The 15,769-nt window shown below is 59.9% G+C and carries 9 protein-coding genes, 2 rRNA genes and 1 pseudogene (1 of these 12 running past the window's edge); 11 read left to right on the top strand and 1 reads right to left on the bottom strand.

Annotated features, from left to right (window positions below; translation table 11 throughout):
* The 8 genes from HU730_RS26030 to HU730_RS26065 all read left to right on the top strand — a co-directional run.
* Positions 1 to 556 (top strand): 23S ribosomal RNA (locus tag HU730_RS26030); it begins 2,336 nt to the left of the window's first position.
* A 151-nt stretch (positions 557 to 707) separates the two neighbouring features.
* A 5S ribosomal RNA gene (gene rrf, locus HU730_RS26035) occupies positions 708 to 823 on the top strand.
* 160 nt (positions 824 to 983) lie between these two features.
* Entirely contained in the window at positions 984 to 4,436 is a 3,453-nt protein-coding gene (recC, locus tag HU730_RS26040) for an exodeoxyribonuclease V subunit gamma (protein ID WP_186527638.1), read from the top strand.
* Positions 4,433 to 8,104, top strand: a complete 3,672-nt coding sequence (recB, locus tag HU730_RS26045) for an exodeoxyribonuclease V subunit beta (protein WP_186527639.1) — start codon at positions 4,433 to 4,435, stop codon at positions 8,102 to 8,104. The genes recC and recB overlap by 4 nt, the downstream gene beginning before the upstream one ends.
* Positions 8,101 to 10,173: an exodeoxyribonuclease V subunit alpha gene (gene recD, locus HU730_RS26050; protein WP_186527640.1), complete on the top strand. Its 2,073-nt coding sequence runs from the start codon at positions 8,101 to 8,103 to the stop codon at positions 10,171 to 10,173. Before recB ends, recD begins: the two co-directional genes overlap by 4 nt.
* Before the next feature lie 139 nt (positions 10,174 to 10,312).
* Entirely contained in the window at positions 10,313 to 10,879 is a 567-nt protein-coding gene (locus HU730_RS26055) for a YfiR family protein (RefSeq protein ID WP_034128794.1), read from the top strand.
* Positions 10,876 to 12,138 (top strand): diguanylate cyclase, encoded by a 1,263-nt coding sequence (locus HU730_RS26060; RefSeq protein ID WP_034128793.1) that lies wholly within the window; start codon positions 10,876 to 10,878, stop codon positions 12,136 to 12,138. Before HU730_RS26055 ends, HU730_RS26060 begins: the two co-directional genes overlap by 4 nt.
* Positions 12,139 to 12,143: 5 nt before the next feature.
* Positions 12,144 to 12,632, top strand: coding sequence for an OmpA family protein (locus HU730_RS26065; RefSeq protein ID WP_034128792.1), 489 nt, complete (start codon positions 12,144 to 12,146; stop codon positions 12,630 to 12,632).
* A gap of 95 nt (positions 12,633 to 12,727) precedes the next feature.
* On the opposite strand, the pseudogene HU730_RS26070 reads toward HU730_RS26065, so the two are convergent.
* Positions 12,728 to 12,823 (bottom strand): annotated as a pseudogene (locus HU730_RS26070) (DUF3077 domain-containing protein); the annotation flags it as partial.
* 148 nt (positions 12,824 to 12,971) lie between these two features.
* On the opposite strand from HU730_RS26070, the gene HU730_RS26075 reads away from it, so the two are divergent.
* The 3 genes from HU730_RS26075 to HU730_RS26085 all read left to right on the top strand — a co-directional run bounded on the left by HU730_RS26075 (position 12,972) and on the right by HU730_RS26085 (position 15,769).
* A complete protein-coding gene (locus HU730_RS26075) occupies positions 12,972 to 13,616 on the top strand; it encodes a TauD/TfdA family dioxygenase (protein ID WP_254914214.1) in 645 nt (214 codons plus the stop codon).
* A 357-nt stretch (positions 13,617 to 13,973) separates the two neighbouring features.
* Entirely contained in the window at positions 13,974 to 14,822 is an 849-nt protein-coding gene (locus HU730_RS26080) for an EamA family transporter (protein WP_054897000.1), read from the top strand.
* Positions 14,822 to 15,769 carry a LysR substrate-binding domain-containing protein gene (locus tag HU730_RS26085; protein ID WP_186527641.1) on the top strand — a complete coding sequence of 316 codons (948 nt, stop codon included), beginning with the start codon at positions 14,822 to 14,824 and terminating at the stop codon, positions 15,767 to 15,769. Before HU730_RS26080 ends, HU730_RS26085 begins: the two co-directional genes overlap by 1 nt.

A 15,769-nucleotide genomic window follows, 5' to 3' on the forward strand; every position in this document is an offset into this window, starting at 1 on the left:
GCGAGACAGACACGTCGAGCAGGTACGAAAGTAGGTCTTAGTGATCCGGTGGTTCTGTATGGAAGGGCCATCGCTCAACGGATAAAAGGTACTCCGGGGATAACAGGCTGATACCGCCCAAGAGTTCATATCGACGGCGGTGTTTGGCACCTCGATGTCGGCTCATCACATCCTGGGGCTGAAGCCGGTCCCAAGGGTATGGCTGTTCGCCATTTAAAGTGGTACGCGAGCTGGGTTTAGAACGTCGTGAGACAGTTCGGTCCCTATCTGCCGTGGACGTTTGAGATTTGAGAGGGGCTGCTCCTAGTACGAGAGGACCGGAGTGGACGAACCTCTGGTGTTCCGGTTGTCACGCCAGTGGCATTGCCGGGTAGCTATGTTCGGAATAGATAACCGCTGAAAGCATCTAAGCGGGAAACTAGCCTCAAGATGAGATCTCACTGGAACCTTGAGTTCCCTGAAGGGCCGTCGAAGACTACGACGTTGATAGGTTGGGTGTGTAAGCGCTGTGAGGCGTTGAGCTAACCAATACTAATTGCCCGTGAGGCTTGACCATATAACACCCAAGCAATTTGAGTCGAAAGGCCAGATTGCGGTGTGTGAAGACGCAATGAACCGAAAGTTCGACGCTCACAAAACACCACGATCTATCACATACCCAATTTGCTGAAGCGAGGCCAGCTGGCCACGACTCAGTACCCGAATTTCTTGACGACCATAGAGCATTGGAACCACCTGATCCCATCCCGAACTCAGCAGTGAAACGATGCATCGCCGATGGTAGTGTGGGGTTTCCCCATGTGAGAGTAGGTCATCGTCAAGATTAAATTCCAAAACCCCAATTGCGAAAGCAGTTGGGGTTTTGTTTTGCGCGCTCGAAAAGTGTCCGCCTTGTCGCCGTACACTTGTTCGCCTTGTGTTCGCCCCGTGCACCACAGTGCTAAAGTCCATCCCTCGATTTTGCTTTTCCCAAGGAAACCGTTATGCCGGACGCGACGTCCCTCAGTCCTGGATTCATGGTGGTTCATGGCAACCGCCTGGACGAGCTGCGAAGCCTGGTGGTCAGTTGGATGCGCCGTTACCCACTGGCGCCTTTGGAAAACGAAATCGCCCTGGTACAAAGCAACGGCATCGCCCAATGGCTCAAGCTGGCCTTGGCCGAAGACCCGCAAGCCGATGATATGGGCGGCTGTGGCATTGCCGCAGCCATCGACGTGCAACTGCCTGGCAGCTTTATGTGGCAGCTTTATCGTATGGTTTTGGGCCGTGACGAAATCCCGCCCAAGTCCCTGCTTGATAAAGCCCCGCTGACCTGGCGCCTCATGCGCCTGTTACCCGAGCTGATCGACCAACCGCACTTCGAGCCGCTGCAACGCTTCCTGACGCAAGACACCGACCTGCGCAAACGCTACCAACTCGCCGAGCGCCTGGCTGACCTCTTCGACCAATACCAGGTCTACCGTGCCGACTGGCTGGAAGATTGGGCCGCAGGCCGGCACCAACTGCGCAATGGTCGAGGCGAGTCCAAACCGCTCAACCCAGCCAACTGCTGGCAAGCCGAGCTGTGGCGCGCGCTCCTGCTGGATGTGGGTGAAGCAGGCATGGCCGAAAGCCGGGCCGGCGTACATCAGCGCTTCATCGAGCGCATCAACAGCCTTGAACAAGCTCCGCCCGGCTTGCCTCCCCGGGTGATCGTCTTCGGCATCTCATCGCTGCCGGCCCAGGCGCTGGAAGCCTTGGCGGGTCTGGCCCGTTTCAGCCAGGTCCTGCTCTGCGTGCATAACCCCTGCCGCCATCATTGGTCGGACATCGTCGCCGACAAGGACTTGCTGCGTAACGAATACAAACGCCAGGCGCGCAAAACGGGCATGCCCGTCACTATCGACCCACAAACTTTGCACCAGCACGCCCATCCGCTGCTCGCTGCCTGGGGCAAGCAGGGCCGTGATTACATCAGTCTGCTGGACAGCTACGATGACCCCAACAGCTACCGCGCCGCATTTCGCGACGGCCGTATTGACTTGTTCAGCGACAGCGAACCCACCACGCTCCTCAACCAACTCCAGGACGATATCCTCGAACTGCGCCCGTTGAATGAAACCCGTGAGCTCTGGCCCGCTGTCGACTTGCAACGCGATACGTCGATCCGTTTCCATATCGCCCACAGCGCCCAACGCGAAGTGGAAATCCTCCACGACCAATTACTTCATCGCTTCAGCGCTGACCCCTCCCTGCGCCCTCGGGACATCATCGTCATGGTCCCCGACGTCGACAGCTATGCACCGCATATTCGCGCGGTCTTCGGCCAGCTCGAACGGCATGACCCACGCTTCATCCCCTTCACCCTTACAGACCAAGGCCAACGTGGTCGCGACCCGCTGTTGATCGCCGTCGAGCACTTGCTCAAACTTCCCGACAGCCGCTTCCCTGTCAGCGAAATCCTCGACCTGCTCGACGTCCCGGCCCTGCGCGAACGCTTCGCCATCAAAGAACGTGATCTGCCCACCTTGCATCGTTGGATCGAAGGCGCCGGCATCCGCTGGGGCTTGAATGCCGAGCAACGCGCCGGTTTGGGCCTGCCCGCGGAACTGGAGCAAAACAGTTGGCGATTCGGCCTGCGCCGTATGCTGCTGGGCTATGCCGTCGGTACCGGCACGGCCTGCGACGGTATTGAACCTTATGACGAAATCGGTGGCCTAGATGCGGCCTTGATCGGCCCACTGGTCGCCTTGCTTGACGCCTTGAACGATGCCCATCAAGCGTTATCGGAACCCGCGTCGCCACAAACCTGGGGCGAGCGTCTACAACGGTTGATGCAGCTGTTTTTCCTGCCCAGCAGCGAGCACGATGACTACCTGCTGGCCCAGCTCGAACAATTAAGAGAAACCTGGCTGGAAACCTGCGAGTCCGTTGGTCTGCAAGACGAGTTACCCCTTACGGTCGTGCGTGAGGCATGGTTGGCCGGATTGGATCAGGGGCGCCTGTCCCAGCGCTTCCTGGCGGGGGCGGTCAATTTCTGTACGCTCATGCCCATGCGTGCGATCCCGTTCAAGTTGGTTTGCCTGCTGGGCATGAACGACGGCGATTACCCGCGGGCCCAGCCACCCCTGGATTTTGACCTGATGGGCAGCGATTACCGCCCCGGCGACCGTTCTCGCCGCGAAGACGACCGCTACTTACTGCTCGAAGCGCTGCTGTCAGCCCGTGACCAGCTGTACATCAGCTGGGTAGGCCGCAGCATCCGTGACAACAGCGATCGCCCGGCCTCGGTGCTGATCGGCCAACTACGCGACCACCTCGCCAGCGGCTGGCAGCACGCCAGCAACGATCTGCCGCTGATCGACGCAATGACCCAGGAGCACCCGCTGCAACCTTTCAGCGCTCGCTATTTCCACGAAGGCGATTCGTTGTTCAGCTATGCGCGCGAATGGCAATTGCTGCATCAGGCACCGGCGGTCATCACCCAAGAGCAAGGCTTGACTCCTCACCAACAGGAAGAACCCCTGAGCCTTGGCCAGTTACAGGACTTCCTGCGCAATCCGGTCAAACACTTCTTCAGCCAGCGCCTGAAAGTATTCTTCGAAGCCGCTGAAGTGCCCCTGGCTGACGAAGAACCCTTCGTGCTGGACGCATTGCAACGCTACAGCTTGAGCGACAGCCTGCTGAACGCGGCACTCACCCAACCCGACCAACTCGATCAGGCGCTCACCGCCCAGGCCCTGCGGCTGCAAGGCAGCGGCCTGCTGCCGATGGTGGGTTTCGGTGAATGCCTGCGTAACGAACTGATCGAGCCGCTGCCGGACCTGGTGCAACGCTATCAACAGCTTCTGGCGTTGTGGCCCACCCCGCATACTGGCGCTGAACCGGTCAGCTTTGCGTACCAAGGCATCCAGCTGGAAGGTTGGATCAGCGGTCTGCACCGACGCAGTGATGGCGGACTTTTAAGCGTCACCACCATCCCCAACAGCATTGGTTCGATCAAGACACGTAAGTGGCACCGCCTCATCCGCCCCTGGGTCAATCACGTGGTGGCCTGCGCCTGTGGCCTGCCCTTGAGCACCGGCCTGGTAGCCAGTGACGACACCTTGTTGTTGGCCCCACTGGACAAGGCCGGCGCCGAGGACATTCTCGGTAACCTGCTGTTGGCCTGGCACACGGGAATGAGCGCGCCGCTTCCGGTCGCAGTGAAAACCGCGTTCGCCTGGCTCGGCCAGGCTGATCCCGCCAAGGCCCAAGCGGCTGCGAGCAAAGCCTATGAAGGCGATGGCATCACCACTGACGGCGAACGCCGCGAAACGCCTGCCCTTACGCGGCAATTTCCCGACTACGCGGCCCTGGTCGCCAGTGAAGAATTCGAAGGCTGGTGCGAAACCCTGTATCGCCCGCTGATCAACGCCCCCTGGCGATCGCTTTCCAGCACGGAGGCTGACGCATGATCGGCAAACCCTTGGCCCTGGCGTTCCCGCTCAAAGGCAGCCAGTTGATTGAAGCCAGTGCTGGCACCGGCAAGACTTTCACCATCTCCGCCCTGTACCTGCGTCTGGTGCTCGGCCACGGCGGTGATGAATCCGGTTTCGGCCGCGAACTGCTGCCACCGCAAATCCTCGTGGTGACGTTCACCGACGCCGCTACCAAGGAACTGCGTGAACGTATCCGCATCCGCCTGGCCGAAGCCGCGCGCTTCTTCCGTGACGAAATCGAACAGCCTGATGCGCTGATTGCCGACCTGCGCGAGCAATATGATCCGCAGCAATGGCCCGCCTGTGCCAATCGCCTGGACATCGCCGCGCAATGGATGGATGAAGCCGCAGTCTCCACGATCCACAGTTGGTGCCAGCGCATGCTGCGCGAACATGCGTTCGACAGCGGCAGCCTGTTCACACAAACCCTGGAAACCGACCATAGCGACCTGCTGGGCGAAGTGCTGCGCGACTACTGGCGCTTGTTCTGCTACCCAATGCACGACGATGCGCTCAACTGGGTGCGCAATAATTGGGGTGGCCCCGCGGCGCTGATGCCACGGGTGCGTGCGTTGTTCGGCAGCGAGCGGCCCACCGACGAAACCCGCGAGCCAGCCGAACTGATCAGCGCCTGCCTGCAAGAACGCCGCGCCGCGCTGGTTGCCCTCAAGGCACCCTGGCAACAATGGGCTGCCGAGCTGCGGGATATCTGCCTGCAAGCCGTCGCTGCCAAAGCGGTCGATGGGCGCAAGATGCAAGCACGTTACTTCGAGCCCTGGTTCGAAAAGATCAGCGCCTGGGCCGCTGACGAAACCCTGGAACAACTGGACATCGGCACCGGCTTCACCCGCCTGACGCCCGACGGAATGGCCGAAGCGTGGAAAGGCGAGCCGCCGCAGCACCCTGGCATCGAGGCTATGGCCAGCCTCAAAGCCAGCCTCGACGCCTTGCCAACGCCCGACGCGGCGGTGCTGCAACACGCTGCCGGCTGGGTCGGCAAACGTTTCGAGGAAGAGAAACGTCGCCGCGCCGAGATGGGGTTTGACGACATGCTGATCCGCCTCAACGCCGCCCTCCAGGCAGACGGTGGCGAGCGCCTGGCCAGTGTGATCCGCGAGCAATTCCCGGTGGCCCTGATCGATGAATTCCAGGACACCGACCCGGTGCAATACAGCATCTTCGACAGCATCTACCGCATCGAAGAAAACCACCTCGACAGCGGCCTGTTCCTGATCGGCGACCCCAAGCAGGCGATCTACGCCTTTCGCGGCGCCGACATCTACACCTACCTGCGCGCCCGGCAGGCCACCACCGGCCGCCATCACACCCTAGGCACCAACTTCCGCTCCAGCCATGCGATGGTCGAGGCGGTGAACCATGTGTTCCAGCGTGCGGAAACCGGCCGTGGTGCGTTCCTGTTTCGCCAGCCTGATGGCGATAACCCGGTGCCGTTCCATTCGGTACTGTCCCAAGGCCGCAGCGAGCAGTTGCAGGTCGACGGTCATACGCTACCGGCCATGAACCTTTGGCACCTGCCCACCGACCAGCCGATTTCCAACGCGGTTTATCGTCAACACCTGGCCGCCGCCTGCGCCACGCAAATCGTTGCGCTGCTCAATGGTGGGCAGCAAGGCACCGCGGGCTTTGTAAAAGAGGGCACCCTCAAGGGCGTGTTGCCGTCAGACATCGCCATCCTCGTGCGCGATGGCAAGGAAGCCCAAACCGTACGTGCCGAACTGGCCAGCCGTGGCGTGCGCAGTGTGTACCTGTCTGATAAAGACTCGGTGTTTGCCGCCCAGGAAGCCCATGACCTGTTGGCCTGGTTGAAGGCTTGCGCGGAACCGGATGTCGAACGCCCGCTGCGTGCAGCCCTGGCCTGCGTCACCCTGAACCTGTCCCTGTCGGAGCTGGAGCGTCTGAATCAGGACGAACTGGCGTGGGAATCGCGGGTGATGCAGTTCCGTGGCTACCGTGCCATCTGGCGTACCCAAGGCGTGTTGCCGATGCTGCGTCGTCTGCTCCACGACTTCAAGCTGCCGCAAACCCTCATCGCCCGCAGTGATGGCGAGCGTGTGCTGACCAACCTGTTGCACCTCAGTGAATTGTTGCAACAGGCCGCCTCGGAACTGGATGGCGAGCAGGCGTTGATCCGTCATTTGGCCGAGCATCTGGCGCTGTCGGGGCAGGCCGGTGAAGAACAGATCCTGCGCCTGGAAAGTGACGAGCAACTGGTCAAAGTGGTGACCATCCACAAATCCAAGGGCCTGGAATACGACTTGGTGTTCCTGCCGTTCATCTGCTCGGCCAAGCCCGTGGATGGCAGTCGCTTGCCGCTGCATTACCACGATGAACACGGCAAGTCCCACGTCAGCCTGCGACCCACGGCCGAGTTGATCGCCCAAGCCGACGATGAGCGCCTGGCCGAAGACCTGCGTTTGTTGTACGTGGCCTTGACCCGCGCCAAACACGCCTGCTGGCTGGGCATCGCCGATCTCAAACGCGGCAATAACAGCAGCTCGGTCTTGCACCTGTCTGCATTGGGCTATTTGCTCGGTGCCGGCGCGTCGTTGAGCGAATCAGCGGGTCTGGCGCGCTGGTTGCTGGACTTGCAGCAAGGCTGCGCGGCCATCGGTTATGACCTTGTGCCGGACGCCCAAGACATCTTGTTCCACCCGCCGCGCAACCAAGCGACCCTGCTCGCGCCGTTGCTGCCTGCACGCAAGGCCGCAGAAAACTGGTGGATTGCCTCCTATAGCGCCTTGCGCATTGGCGACAGCATGAGCGCCGCCAACCTCGAAGCCCCCGAAAGCCCACAGGCCCAGAAGCTGTTCGATGACGAACGCCTCGACCCCGATGCCCCTCGGGAAACGGTCGCGGCCGGCGGGGATATTCACCGTTTCCCACGCGGTCCCAACCCAGGCACCTTCCTTCACGGCTTGTTGGAATGGGCCGGTGAAGAAGGTTTCAACGTGACCCCGGAGGCGATCGAAAAAGCCGTGGGCGCGCGCTGTAACCGCCGCAACTGGGAAGGCTGGATCGTCACCCTCAGCGGCTGGCTGGAGCACCTGCTGCACACGCCACTGCCCCTGTACAACGAGCGCTTCACCCTCAGTGGCCTGCAGCAGTACCAGATCGAGATGGAATTCTGGTTTGCCAGCCACACCGTCGACGTACTCGCCCTCGACAAACTGGTGTGCCAGCACACCCATGGCGGCGTGTCCCGTGTGGCCGCCGAACCGGTGCTGCTCAACGGCATGTTCAAAGGCTTTATCGATCTGACGTTTGAGCACGATGGCCGTTACTACGTGGCCGACTACAAATCCAATTGGCTCGGCCCTGACGACTCTGCCTACACCCAGGACGCCATGGAACACTCGATCCTCGAGCATCGGTACGACCTGCAATACGTACTTTACCTGCTGGCCCTGCACCGCCAACTCAAGGCGCGCCTGCCGCATTACGATTATGACCAGCACGTCGGCGGTGCCCTGTACCTGTTCCTGCGCGGTAGCCAGTCGGTGAGCCAGGGCGCGTATTTTACCCGACCGCCTCGTGAGTTGATCGAGAGCCTGGACCTGTTGTTCCAGGGCAAGCCCATCCCACCCAAGGTTGAGCCCGCCTGGGAACAAGGAGTGCTCTTATGAGCCTGTCGCCGTTACCGCTGGAGGCGCTTTTGCCCCTCGATCGTGCTGCCGACCTGCTGCAGTTGCTTGCACGTTGGGTCGAGCGGGGTTGGCTGCGGGCCTTGGACAAAGCCTTCGTCGGCTTCCTGTACGAGCTGGACCCAAAGGCCGATCCCCTGGTGCTGCTGGCGGCGGCCTTGACCAGCCATCAACTGGGCCATGGCCACGTCTGCCTGGATGTGTTCGAAACCCTCAAGGCGCCGGATTTCGCCCTGTCATTGCCGCCCGAAGGCGACCTGCACACCGGCGCAATGCTGCTACCCTCACAGTTGCTGCACGGCCTGGATGGCGCGCATTGGTGCCATGCCCTGGCTTCAAGCCCGTTGGTTGCGCTGGCCGTCGATGGCAGCGAGGAGGCTCGTAGCCGCCCGTTGGTGTTGTCCGGCAAGCGCCTGTACCTGCGCCGCTACTGGGCCTACGAGCGGCGTATCGACCGCGCCCTGCGCCTGCGCCTTGCCAGCGTGGAAGACGCCGCCGCCGATCTGCCGCAACGGCTCAATGGTCTGTTCGACCAACCGGCGCCCGATGGGGTGATTGACTGGCAAAAGCTCGCCTGCGCCCTGGCGACCCGCGGCGCCTTCAGCATCGTCACCGGCGGCCCCGGTACCGGTAAAACCACCACCGTCGTGCGCCTGCTCGCGCTATTGCAGGCGCCCGCCGTGGAGTCCGGCAGCCCGTTGCGTATTCGCCTGGCTGCGCCCACCGGTAAAGCCGCTGCGCGCCTGACCGAATCCATCAGCCAGCAAGTGCTGTCACTGACAGTGCCCGACAACGTGCGGGAAAAAATCCCCACCCAGGTCACCACGGTCCACCGCTTGTTGGGCAGCCGTCCGGGCACCCGTCACTTCCGTCACCACCTGGGCAACCCGCTGCCTTTGGATGTGCTGGTGGTGGACGAAGCCTCGATGATCGACCTGGAAATGATGGCCAACCTGCTCGACGCCCTGCCGCCCCATGCACGCCTGGTATTGCTGGGCGACAAAGACCAACTGGCCTCGGTAGAAGCGGGGGCCGTACTCGGCGACTTGTGCCGCGATGCCGAAGCCGGCTGGTACAGCCCGCAGACTCGCCACTGGCTGCAAGCCGTCAGCGGTGAAGACCTCAGCAGCAGCGGCTTGCAAGAAGACCTCGATGGCAGCCATCCCCTGGCCCAGCAAGTGGTGATGCTGCGCTATTCGCGCCGCTTCGGCGAGGGCAGCGGTATTGGTCAACTGGCGCGTTGGGTCAACCAGCAAAACGCCGAAGAGGCCCGCCAGCTGTTAGCCGCAGGCCGTCACGACGACCTGTTCTGCGTCAGCCTCAAGGGTGAGCATGACCACGCCCTTGAGCGCCTGGTACTGGACGGGCAGGGCGATGGCGCCCAAGGTTATCGCTACTACCTGAACCTGCTGCAATCGGCGCGCCCCTCTGCGGACACACCGCGTGACGGTCCAGCCTGGACTGCTTGGGCGCAACAACTGCTGCACGCCTTCGACGCGTTTCAACTGCTTTGCGCCGTGCGGAAGGGCCCGTGGGGCGTCGAAGGGCTCAACCTGCGCATCACCGCGGCGTTGCGCAAGGTACGCCTGATCGAAGGTGACGAGCAGTGGTACGAAGGCCGACCGGTGCTGATGACCCGCAACGATTACGGGCTCGGCCTGATGAACGGCGACATCGGCATCGCCCTGAAATTGCCCGAAAGCGACGGTGGCCCCCACGTCCTGAGGGTGGCCTTTCCACGTAACGATGGCCAGGGCGGCGTGCGCTTTGTATTGCCCAGCCGCTTGAATGATGTGGAAACCGTGTACGCCATGACCGTGCACAAATCCCAGGGCTCGGAGTTCACTCACACCGCGCTGATCCTGCCGGATGCGCTCAACCCGGTGCTGACCAAAGAGCTGATCTATACCGGTATCACCCGTGCCAAACGTTGGTTCAGCCTGGTTGAGCCGCGCGGCGGCGTGTTTGAGGAGGCGGTGCGGCGCAAGGTCAAGCGTCTGAGCGGATTGATGTTGGAGTTGGACCTTCCGTCTAAAAAAAATGACTGGTAGGTCAGGCGATATTTCTTATTCAGATGTCTGATTTTTCTGAAAAAATAGCGAACCCCTCGAATGCTGTGCTTCGTGGGGATGTCCGCTGCTGTGCTATCGTTGCGGCATCATCCTGGAAAACACTTGAGAGTATCGCTGCATGAACGTGGCTGTCTCGCCCAAAGCGCGCAGTTTGAGTTGGAGACGCCTGTTACTGGTGACGGTGCTGTGCCTGCTTGCGCCGCGCCTATTTGCGCAGACGCCCAGCCTGGCCGAGCACCGTGCGCAGGCGGTCACCCAAGTGGTGCTCGGTATCCTCAGCTACGCCCGTTGGCCGGTTGAGCCTGCGCAATTGCGGCTGTGCATTGTCGGGCCGACTCAGTACACCGATGACCTGGTCAAAGGCACCACCCAGGCCACCGGTCGTCCGGTGCTGGTGCGGCGCCTGCTGGTCGATCATCCGGATATCGTCAATGCCTGTGATGCCGTCTACATCGGCAAAATCACCCCCGACGAACGCAACCGCCTGTTTACCTCATTGATCGGCCATCCCGTACTCAGCATCAGCGAAGGGGGCGACCAGTGCACGGTGGGTAGCCTGTTCTGCCTGCGCGTCAGCGATGAGCAGGTGTCGTTCGAGGTCAACCTGGATTCCGTCGCTCGTAGCGGCGTGCGCATCCATCCCAGTGTGTTGCAGTTGTCCCGTCGTCGAGCGCCTGGCTCATGAGTCGCGATAAAGTGCGGCCGACCCTGCGCTCGGTAATTGCCCGCGGGCATATGATCCTGGCGCTGGTAGCAGTGACCCTGGCCAGTGTGTCCCTGACCCTGCTGGGCGTACTTGCCCTGCGGGTTTACGCCGAGCACAACCTGCACCTGATCGCCCGCTCGATCAACTACACCGTGGAAGCAGCCGTGGTGTTCAACGACAGTGCGGCGGCCACCGAAGCCCTGAGCCTGATTGCCTCTACCGAAGAAGTGGCCCAGGCAGAAGTATTCGATATCAACGGCAAGCTGCTGGCGCGCTGGGTTCGCCCGGAAACCGGCATGTTGTCACGGGTCGAGCTGCAAATAGCGCACGCCCTGCTCGAACAGCCCATCAGCCAGCCGATCCTGCGGCAAGGGCAAACCGTCGGCAGCATCCATCTGGTCGGCCACGGTGGCAGCCTGTTGCGCTTCTTGCTCAGTGGCTTGATCGGGATTCTGATCTGCACCGCCCTCAGCGCCTGGGTGGCGTTGCATCTGTCACGGCGTCTGTTAAATGGTATCACCGTGCCATTGCAACGCCTGGCTGCCGTCGCCCACGCCGCCCGCAGCGAGCGAGACTTCGACCGCCGCGTACCCTCGGCGCAGATCGCCGAACTCGACAGTCTGGGCAGCGACTTCAACGCCCTGCTCGGTGAGATGGAAGCCTGGCAGAGCCACCTGCAAAGCGAAAACGAAACCCTGGCCCACCAGGCCAGCCACGACAGCCTCACGGGCCTGCCCAACCGCGCGTTCTTCGAAGGCCGGCTGATCCGTGCCCTGCGCAGCGCGGCCAAGGTCAACGAGCGGGTGGCAGTGCTGTTCCTCGACAGCGATCGTTTCAAAGACATCAACGACAGCTTCGGTCACGCCGCTGGCGATGCCGTGCTGGTGGCCGTTGCCGACCGCGTGCGGGCGCAACTGCGCGAGGACGACCTGGTGGCGCGCCTGGGCGGTGATGAATTCGCGGTATTGCTGGCGCCCCTGCACAAGGCCGAAGACGCCCAGCGCATCGCCGACAAAATCATTGCCAGCATGGACATGCCGATTCCACTGCCTGGAGACACCCAGGTGTTGACCTCCCTCAGTATCGGCATTGCGATTTATCCCGAGCATGGTGCCACGCCAGGGACCTTGCTCAACGCTGCCGACGCGGCGATGTACCAGGCCAAACGATTGTCTTCGGGCGGCCAGCAAACGGCGGAGTCGGAGCACCCCGTCGCCAACGTTCAACACAGGAGTTGATTCCCTTGTTCGCTAACACACGCGTTTTATTTATTTCTTTGCTCGTGGCCTTCCTGGCCCTCAGCGGCTGCCAGACGCCACCCAAAGGCCTGACCCCGGCGCAAGTCGCCGTGCTCAAGCAGCAAGGCTTCGAGCTGACCGATGAAGGCTGGGCCTTCGGCCTGTCCGGCAAAGTGCTGTTTGGCAGCGACGTCGAAACCCTCAACAAACCCAGCACCGACATCGTCGAACGCATCGGCCAGGCCCTGGTAGGCGCGGGTATCGAGCGTGTGCGTGTCGACGGCCACACCGACGCCTCGGGCAAAGAGCCGTACAACGTGGCCCTGTCCCTGCGCCGCGCCAAAAGCGTGGGCAAGGTGCTGACCCGCGTGGGCATGAAAGAAGAAAACATCCAACTGCGCGGCCTGGGCAGCAGCGAGCCGGTAGCGCCGAATACGACCACAGCAGGCCGCACCGAGAATCGCCGGGTGTCGATCGTAGTGATCGCAGACTAAGCGGGTTCACCTTTCCCAAGCTGAAATGCAATCCAATGTGGGAGGGGGCAAGCCCCTCTCACAGTTGTTCTGCGATGTGCTAGCAAGATGTTCGCTCAACGGCTCGGTGTCATCGCCTGCGTCAAGTCATCCACCACGGCCTTGCCCCTCTCATACATATAATGCGCGGCCCATGCGTATTGGTCGCCGCGAAAACCTACCAACGACCATTAGGAGTTTTCTCTGTAGGAAAGACCTGTCATGACGAATTTTAATGGCTGGGCTGATGAAGTTTCGCTTTTTCGCAAATGGTGGGCTTAGTTAAATGGACGCTATAAGTAACTACCGTAAAGGATTGCGATGACTATAAATGTCAGTCATTTTCGCCAGGAAGTATCTAAAGTCAGGCTTTCAAAAGATGCATTTGCTGAGCTATTGACGATAAGAGAGTTGTTCGAGACGGTAAGTCAAGGTGTTAGATTCGATACCAAGGTCGCTTACATTAATCCTTTACAGTCAAGCGTGCTGAGAGAGGAGCTGAATAGAATACGAAATATGATCGATCATGAAAGTCATGTCTTGATTCTCGATGGCTTTAAGGTGGATAAACTTTCAACGTTCAAATCTCTGGTGTGGCCATTCGGTTCCTTACTCGGTGTCCCAATGGTACAGAATCATCTTGGTCATAAAGTGATTGAGGTTTATGACCGAGGTGGCAAAAGCATTGAGGAAGGTGCGAGATACCATCAGACCCGTCAAGGCGCCTATGTACATAACGATGGTGTGAGCGACCCGTTGCCTATCGATTACTTGATCCTGGCCTGTGGACAGAAAGCACTTTTAGGAGGTGAGAGCATTCTCATCGATGCAAGCGCGGTATACGCCGAGCTGATGGCGTTCCCAGAAGTATTGGAAGCGCTCAAATGCGACTTCTTTTTTGAGAATCGCGGCATGTCAGAGGATGAAAAACTGTTTAAAGCCCCCCATCCTCAGCTTTTCCAGTGAAGGTATTCCACTGATCAGATACTTTCGAGTCTACATTGAGTCAGCTCACCTTAAGGCAGGAGTGCCTTTAACAGCAGCTCAAACCCAGGCACTGGACTTTCTGGATACCGTTCTCGATCAGTCATCGGTTCAGCATCGAGTACTGCTGGAGCCAGGGCAAATGCTTATTTCAGCCGATAACAAGTTTCTGCATACGCGCACGCACTTCATTGATATGAACGCTCCACGTTCCGAGATCAATGATGCTGAGCCTTTGAGTGATCTTAATCGTTATATGCTACGGCTGTGGTTACGCAAACGATGATGCATCGGTATTCATAACGTATGTCCTCCCATATCCGCCATAAGCCGAGCCCCATGGACAACTCCGATATCGCGATCACGTTGGTCTTGATTTCTGCCTTTATGCACGCCACTTGGAATGCCGTAGTTCGCGCCGGTAGCAGTCGCTTCATGACCTTGGCCATGGTCGACGGCACCGCGCTAGTGATATGCCTGCTGGCGTTGCCGTTTGTAAGTGTGCCTAGCCTGGAGGTATGGGGCTATATACTCGTCTCTGTGGTGCTCAATACGGTCTACCGGCTATTTTTGATTAAAGCGTACGAAACGGGTGACTTCGGTCAGGTTTACCCGGTGATGCGTGGGGTGCCGCCCGTATTGGTCGTGCTGTTTTCTTACTTTCTGCTGCATGAACAGTTGTCCTCCCAGGCGTTGACGGGAGTGTTGCTGATTTGTGTGGGGATTATCAGCTTGACCTTTGTGCGCAGGATGACGGCGCAGATGTTCAAGCCGATCCTGATGGCGGTGTGCGCCGGTGCGTTTATTGCGTCTTACACGGTGGTGGATGCTAAAGGTGTAAGAGCCAGTGAGACGGTGCTGCAGTACATTATTTACCTGACAGTATTCCAAAGTATCCCGATCCCGATGCTGGCGTTTTCCAAAGAACGTTCAACCTTGGCTCGTGCGATACGTGGGCACTGGCGAGTTGGGCTATTAGGCGGTGTTTTTTACCTGGCGTCTTACGGATTGGTGTTGTTTGCCTTGTCGCTGGACGCGGTGGCCAAGGTCTCAGCTCTGCGGGAAACCAGTGTTATTATCGGCGCCATTATTGCTGCGCTGTTCTTTCACGAACGGTTCGGTTGGCGACGGATGCTTTCGGCGTTCGTCATTGTTTGCGGGATCATTTTGATCAAAGTGAGCACCTGATGGCCCAGCGTCCGCCCCCCACACCTATGCTTCAGGCGTTCGTCAGCGCAGCGCAAGCCGGTAGTTTCGCCCGTGCAGCGTCTGAGCTTAACCTCACCGCCAGTGCCATTAGCCATCAAATCGCGGGCTTGGAGGAATGGTGGGGCGTGTCGTTGTTTGAGCGGCACTCACGCGGCGTCAAGCTGACTGCAGCAGGGCAGGCTCTGTTGCCAGTTACCGATGAGTTTTTCAAGGCGCTGGATGGGGTATTGCATTCACTCAATCCCGGTAAGCCCCAACCGTTATACCTATCATGCACGTCTTCCCTCTGTTCGACGTGGCTAATCCCCAGGATGCACGGCTCTCACACGCAGGCTTCATTCAACCTGGATCTGGTGTTGACCAGCGCCGACATGAGCAGCACCAGCCTGGAGGCCCATCAATACGATGTCGCCGTGGTGATGGGGTACGGTGACTATCCGGATCATTATGTCGAATTGTTGATGCGCGACGCCGTATTCCACGTGTGTTCGCCCGATTTTCTGCGGTTGAAGGGCGGCATTGTTCTGGAGGATGTCGCCCGCTATCCGCTGATTCATCGGGTGGACGATCAGGTATGTCCGGGGTGGGAAAGCTGGTTTGCGTTTCAGGGGCTGGCGCCGCCGCCTTATCACCACGGGCCGAGATTTCCGGATTCGAGCCTGGCGATCAGCCTGGCGGTGAAGGGCGGAGGGATTGCGCTGGGCAGGACTGCGTTGGTGTATGACCAACTGGAAGACGGTGCGTTAGTTGCGTTGAATAGCCCTGTGATGATGTCCCCTGCGGCCTACTACATCATTTGTCGAAACGGGCGTCAGTCGGAGCCGGAGATTGCTCGGCTGATTGAATGGCTCAAGAACAGCGCGGGTGAGTTTCTGCGCGAAGTTCGGCTTCGGCATCCGCAAATTGCTGCAGCAGGAGCGGTCTAA

This window comes from Pseudomonas sp. SWRI22 (assembly GCF_014268395.2).
Classification (GTDB): Bacteria; Pseudomonadota; Gammaproteobacteria; order Pseudomonadales; family Pseudomonadaceae; genus Aquipseudomonas; species Aquipseudomonas paracarnis.

What these genes read in the sequence shown, in the direction of transcription:
- recC (WP_186527638.1), top strand. Translation starts at nt 984, where the DNA reads ATGCCGGACGCGACGTCCCTCAGTCCTGGATTCATGGTGGTTCATGGC.
- recB (WP_186527639.1), top strand. Translation starts at nt 4,433, where the DNA reads ATGATCGGCAAACCCTTGGCCCTGGCGTTCCCGCTCAAAGGCAGCCAG.
- recD (WP_186527640.1), top strand. Translation starts at nt 8,101, where the DNA reads ATGAGCCTGTCGCCGTTACCGCTGGAGGCGCTTTTGCCCCTCGATCGT.
- HU730_RS26055 (WP_034128794.1), top strand. Translation starts at nt 10,313, where the DNA reads ATGAACGTGGCTGTCTCGCCCAAAGCGCGCAGTTTGAGTTGGAGACGC.
- HU730_RS26060 (WP_034128793.1), top strand. Translation starts at nt 10,876, where the DNA reads ATGAGTCGCGATAAAGTGCGGCCGACCCTGCGCTCGGTAATTGCCCGC.
- HU730_RS26075 (WP_254914214.1), top strand. Translation starts at nt 12,972, where the DNA reads ATGACTATAAATGTCAGTCATTTTCGCCAGGAAGTATCTAAAGTCAGG.
- HU730_RS26080 (WP_054897000.1), top strand. Translation starts at nt 13,974, where the DNA reads ATGGACAACTCCGATATCGCGATCACGTTGGTCTTGATTTCTGCCTTT.
- HU730_RS26085 (WP_186527641.1), top strand. Translation starts at nt 14,822, where the DNA reads ATGGCCCAGCGTCCGCCCCCCACACCTATGCTTCAGGCGTTCGTCAGC.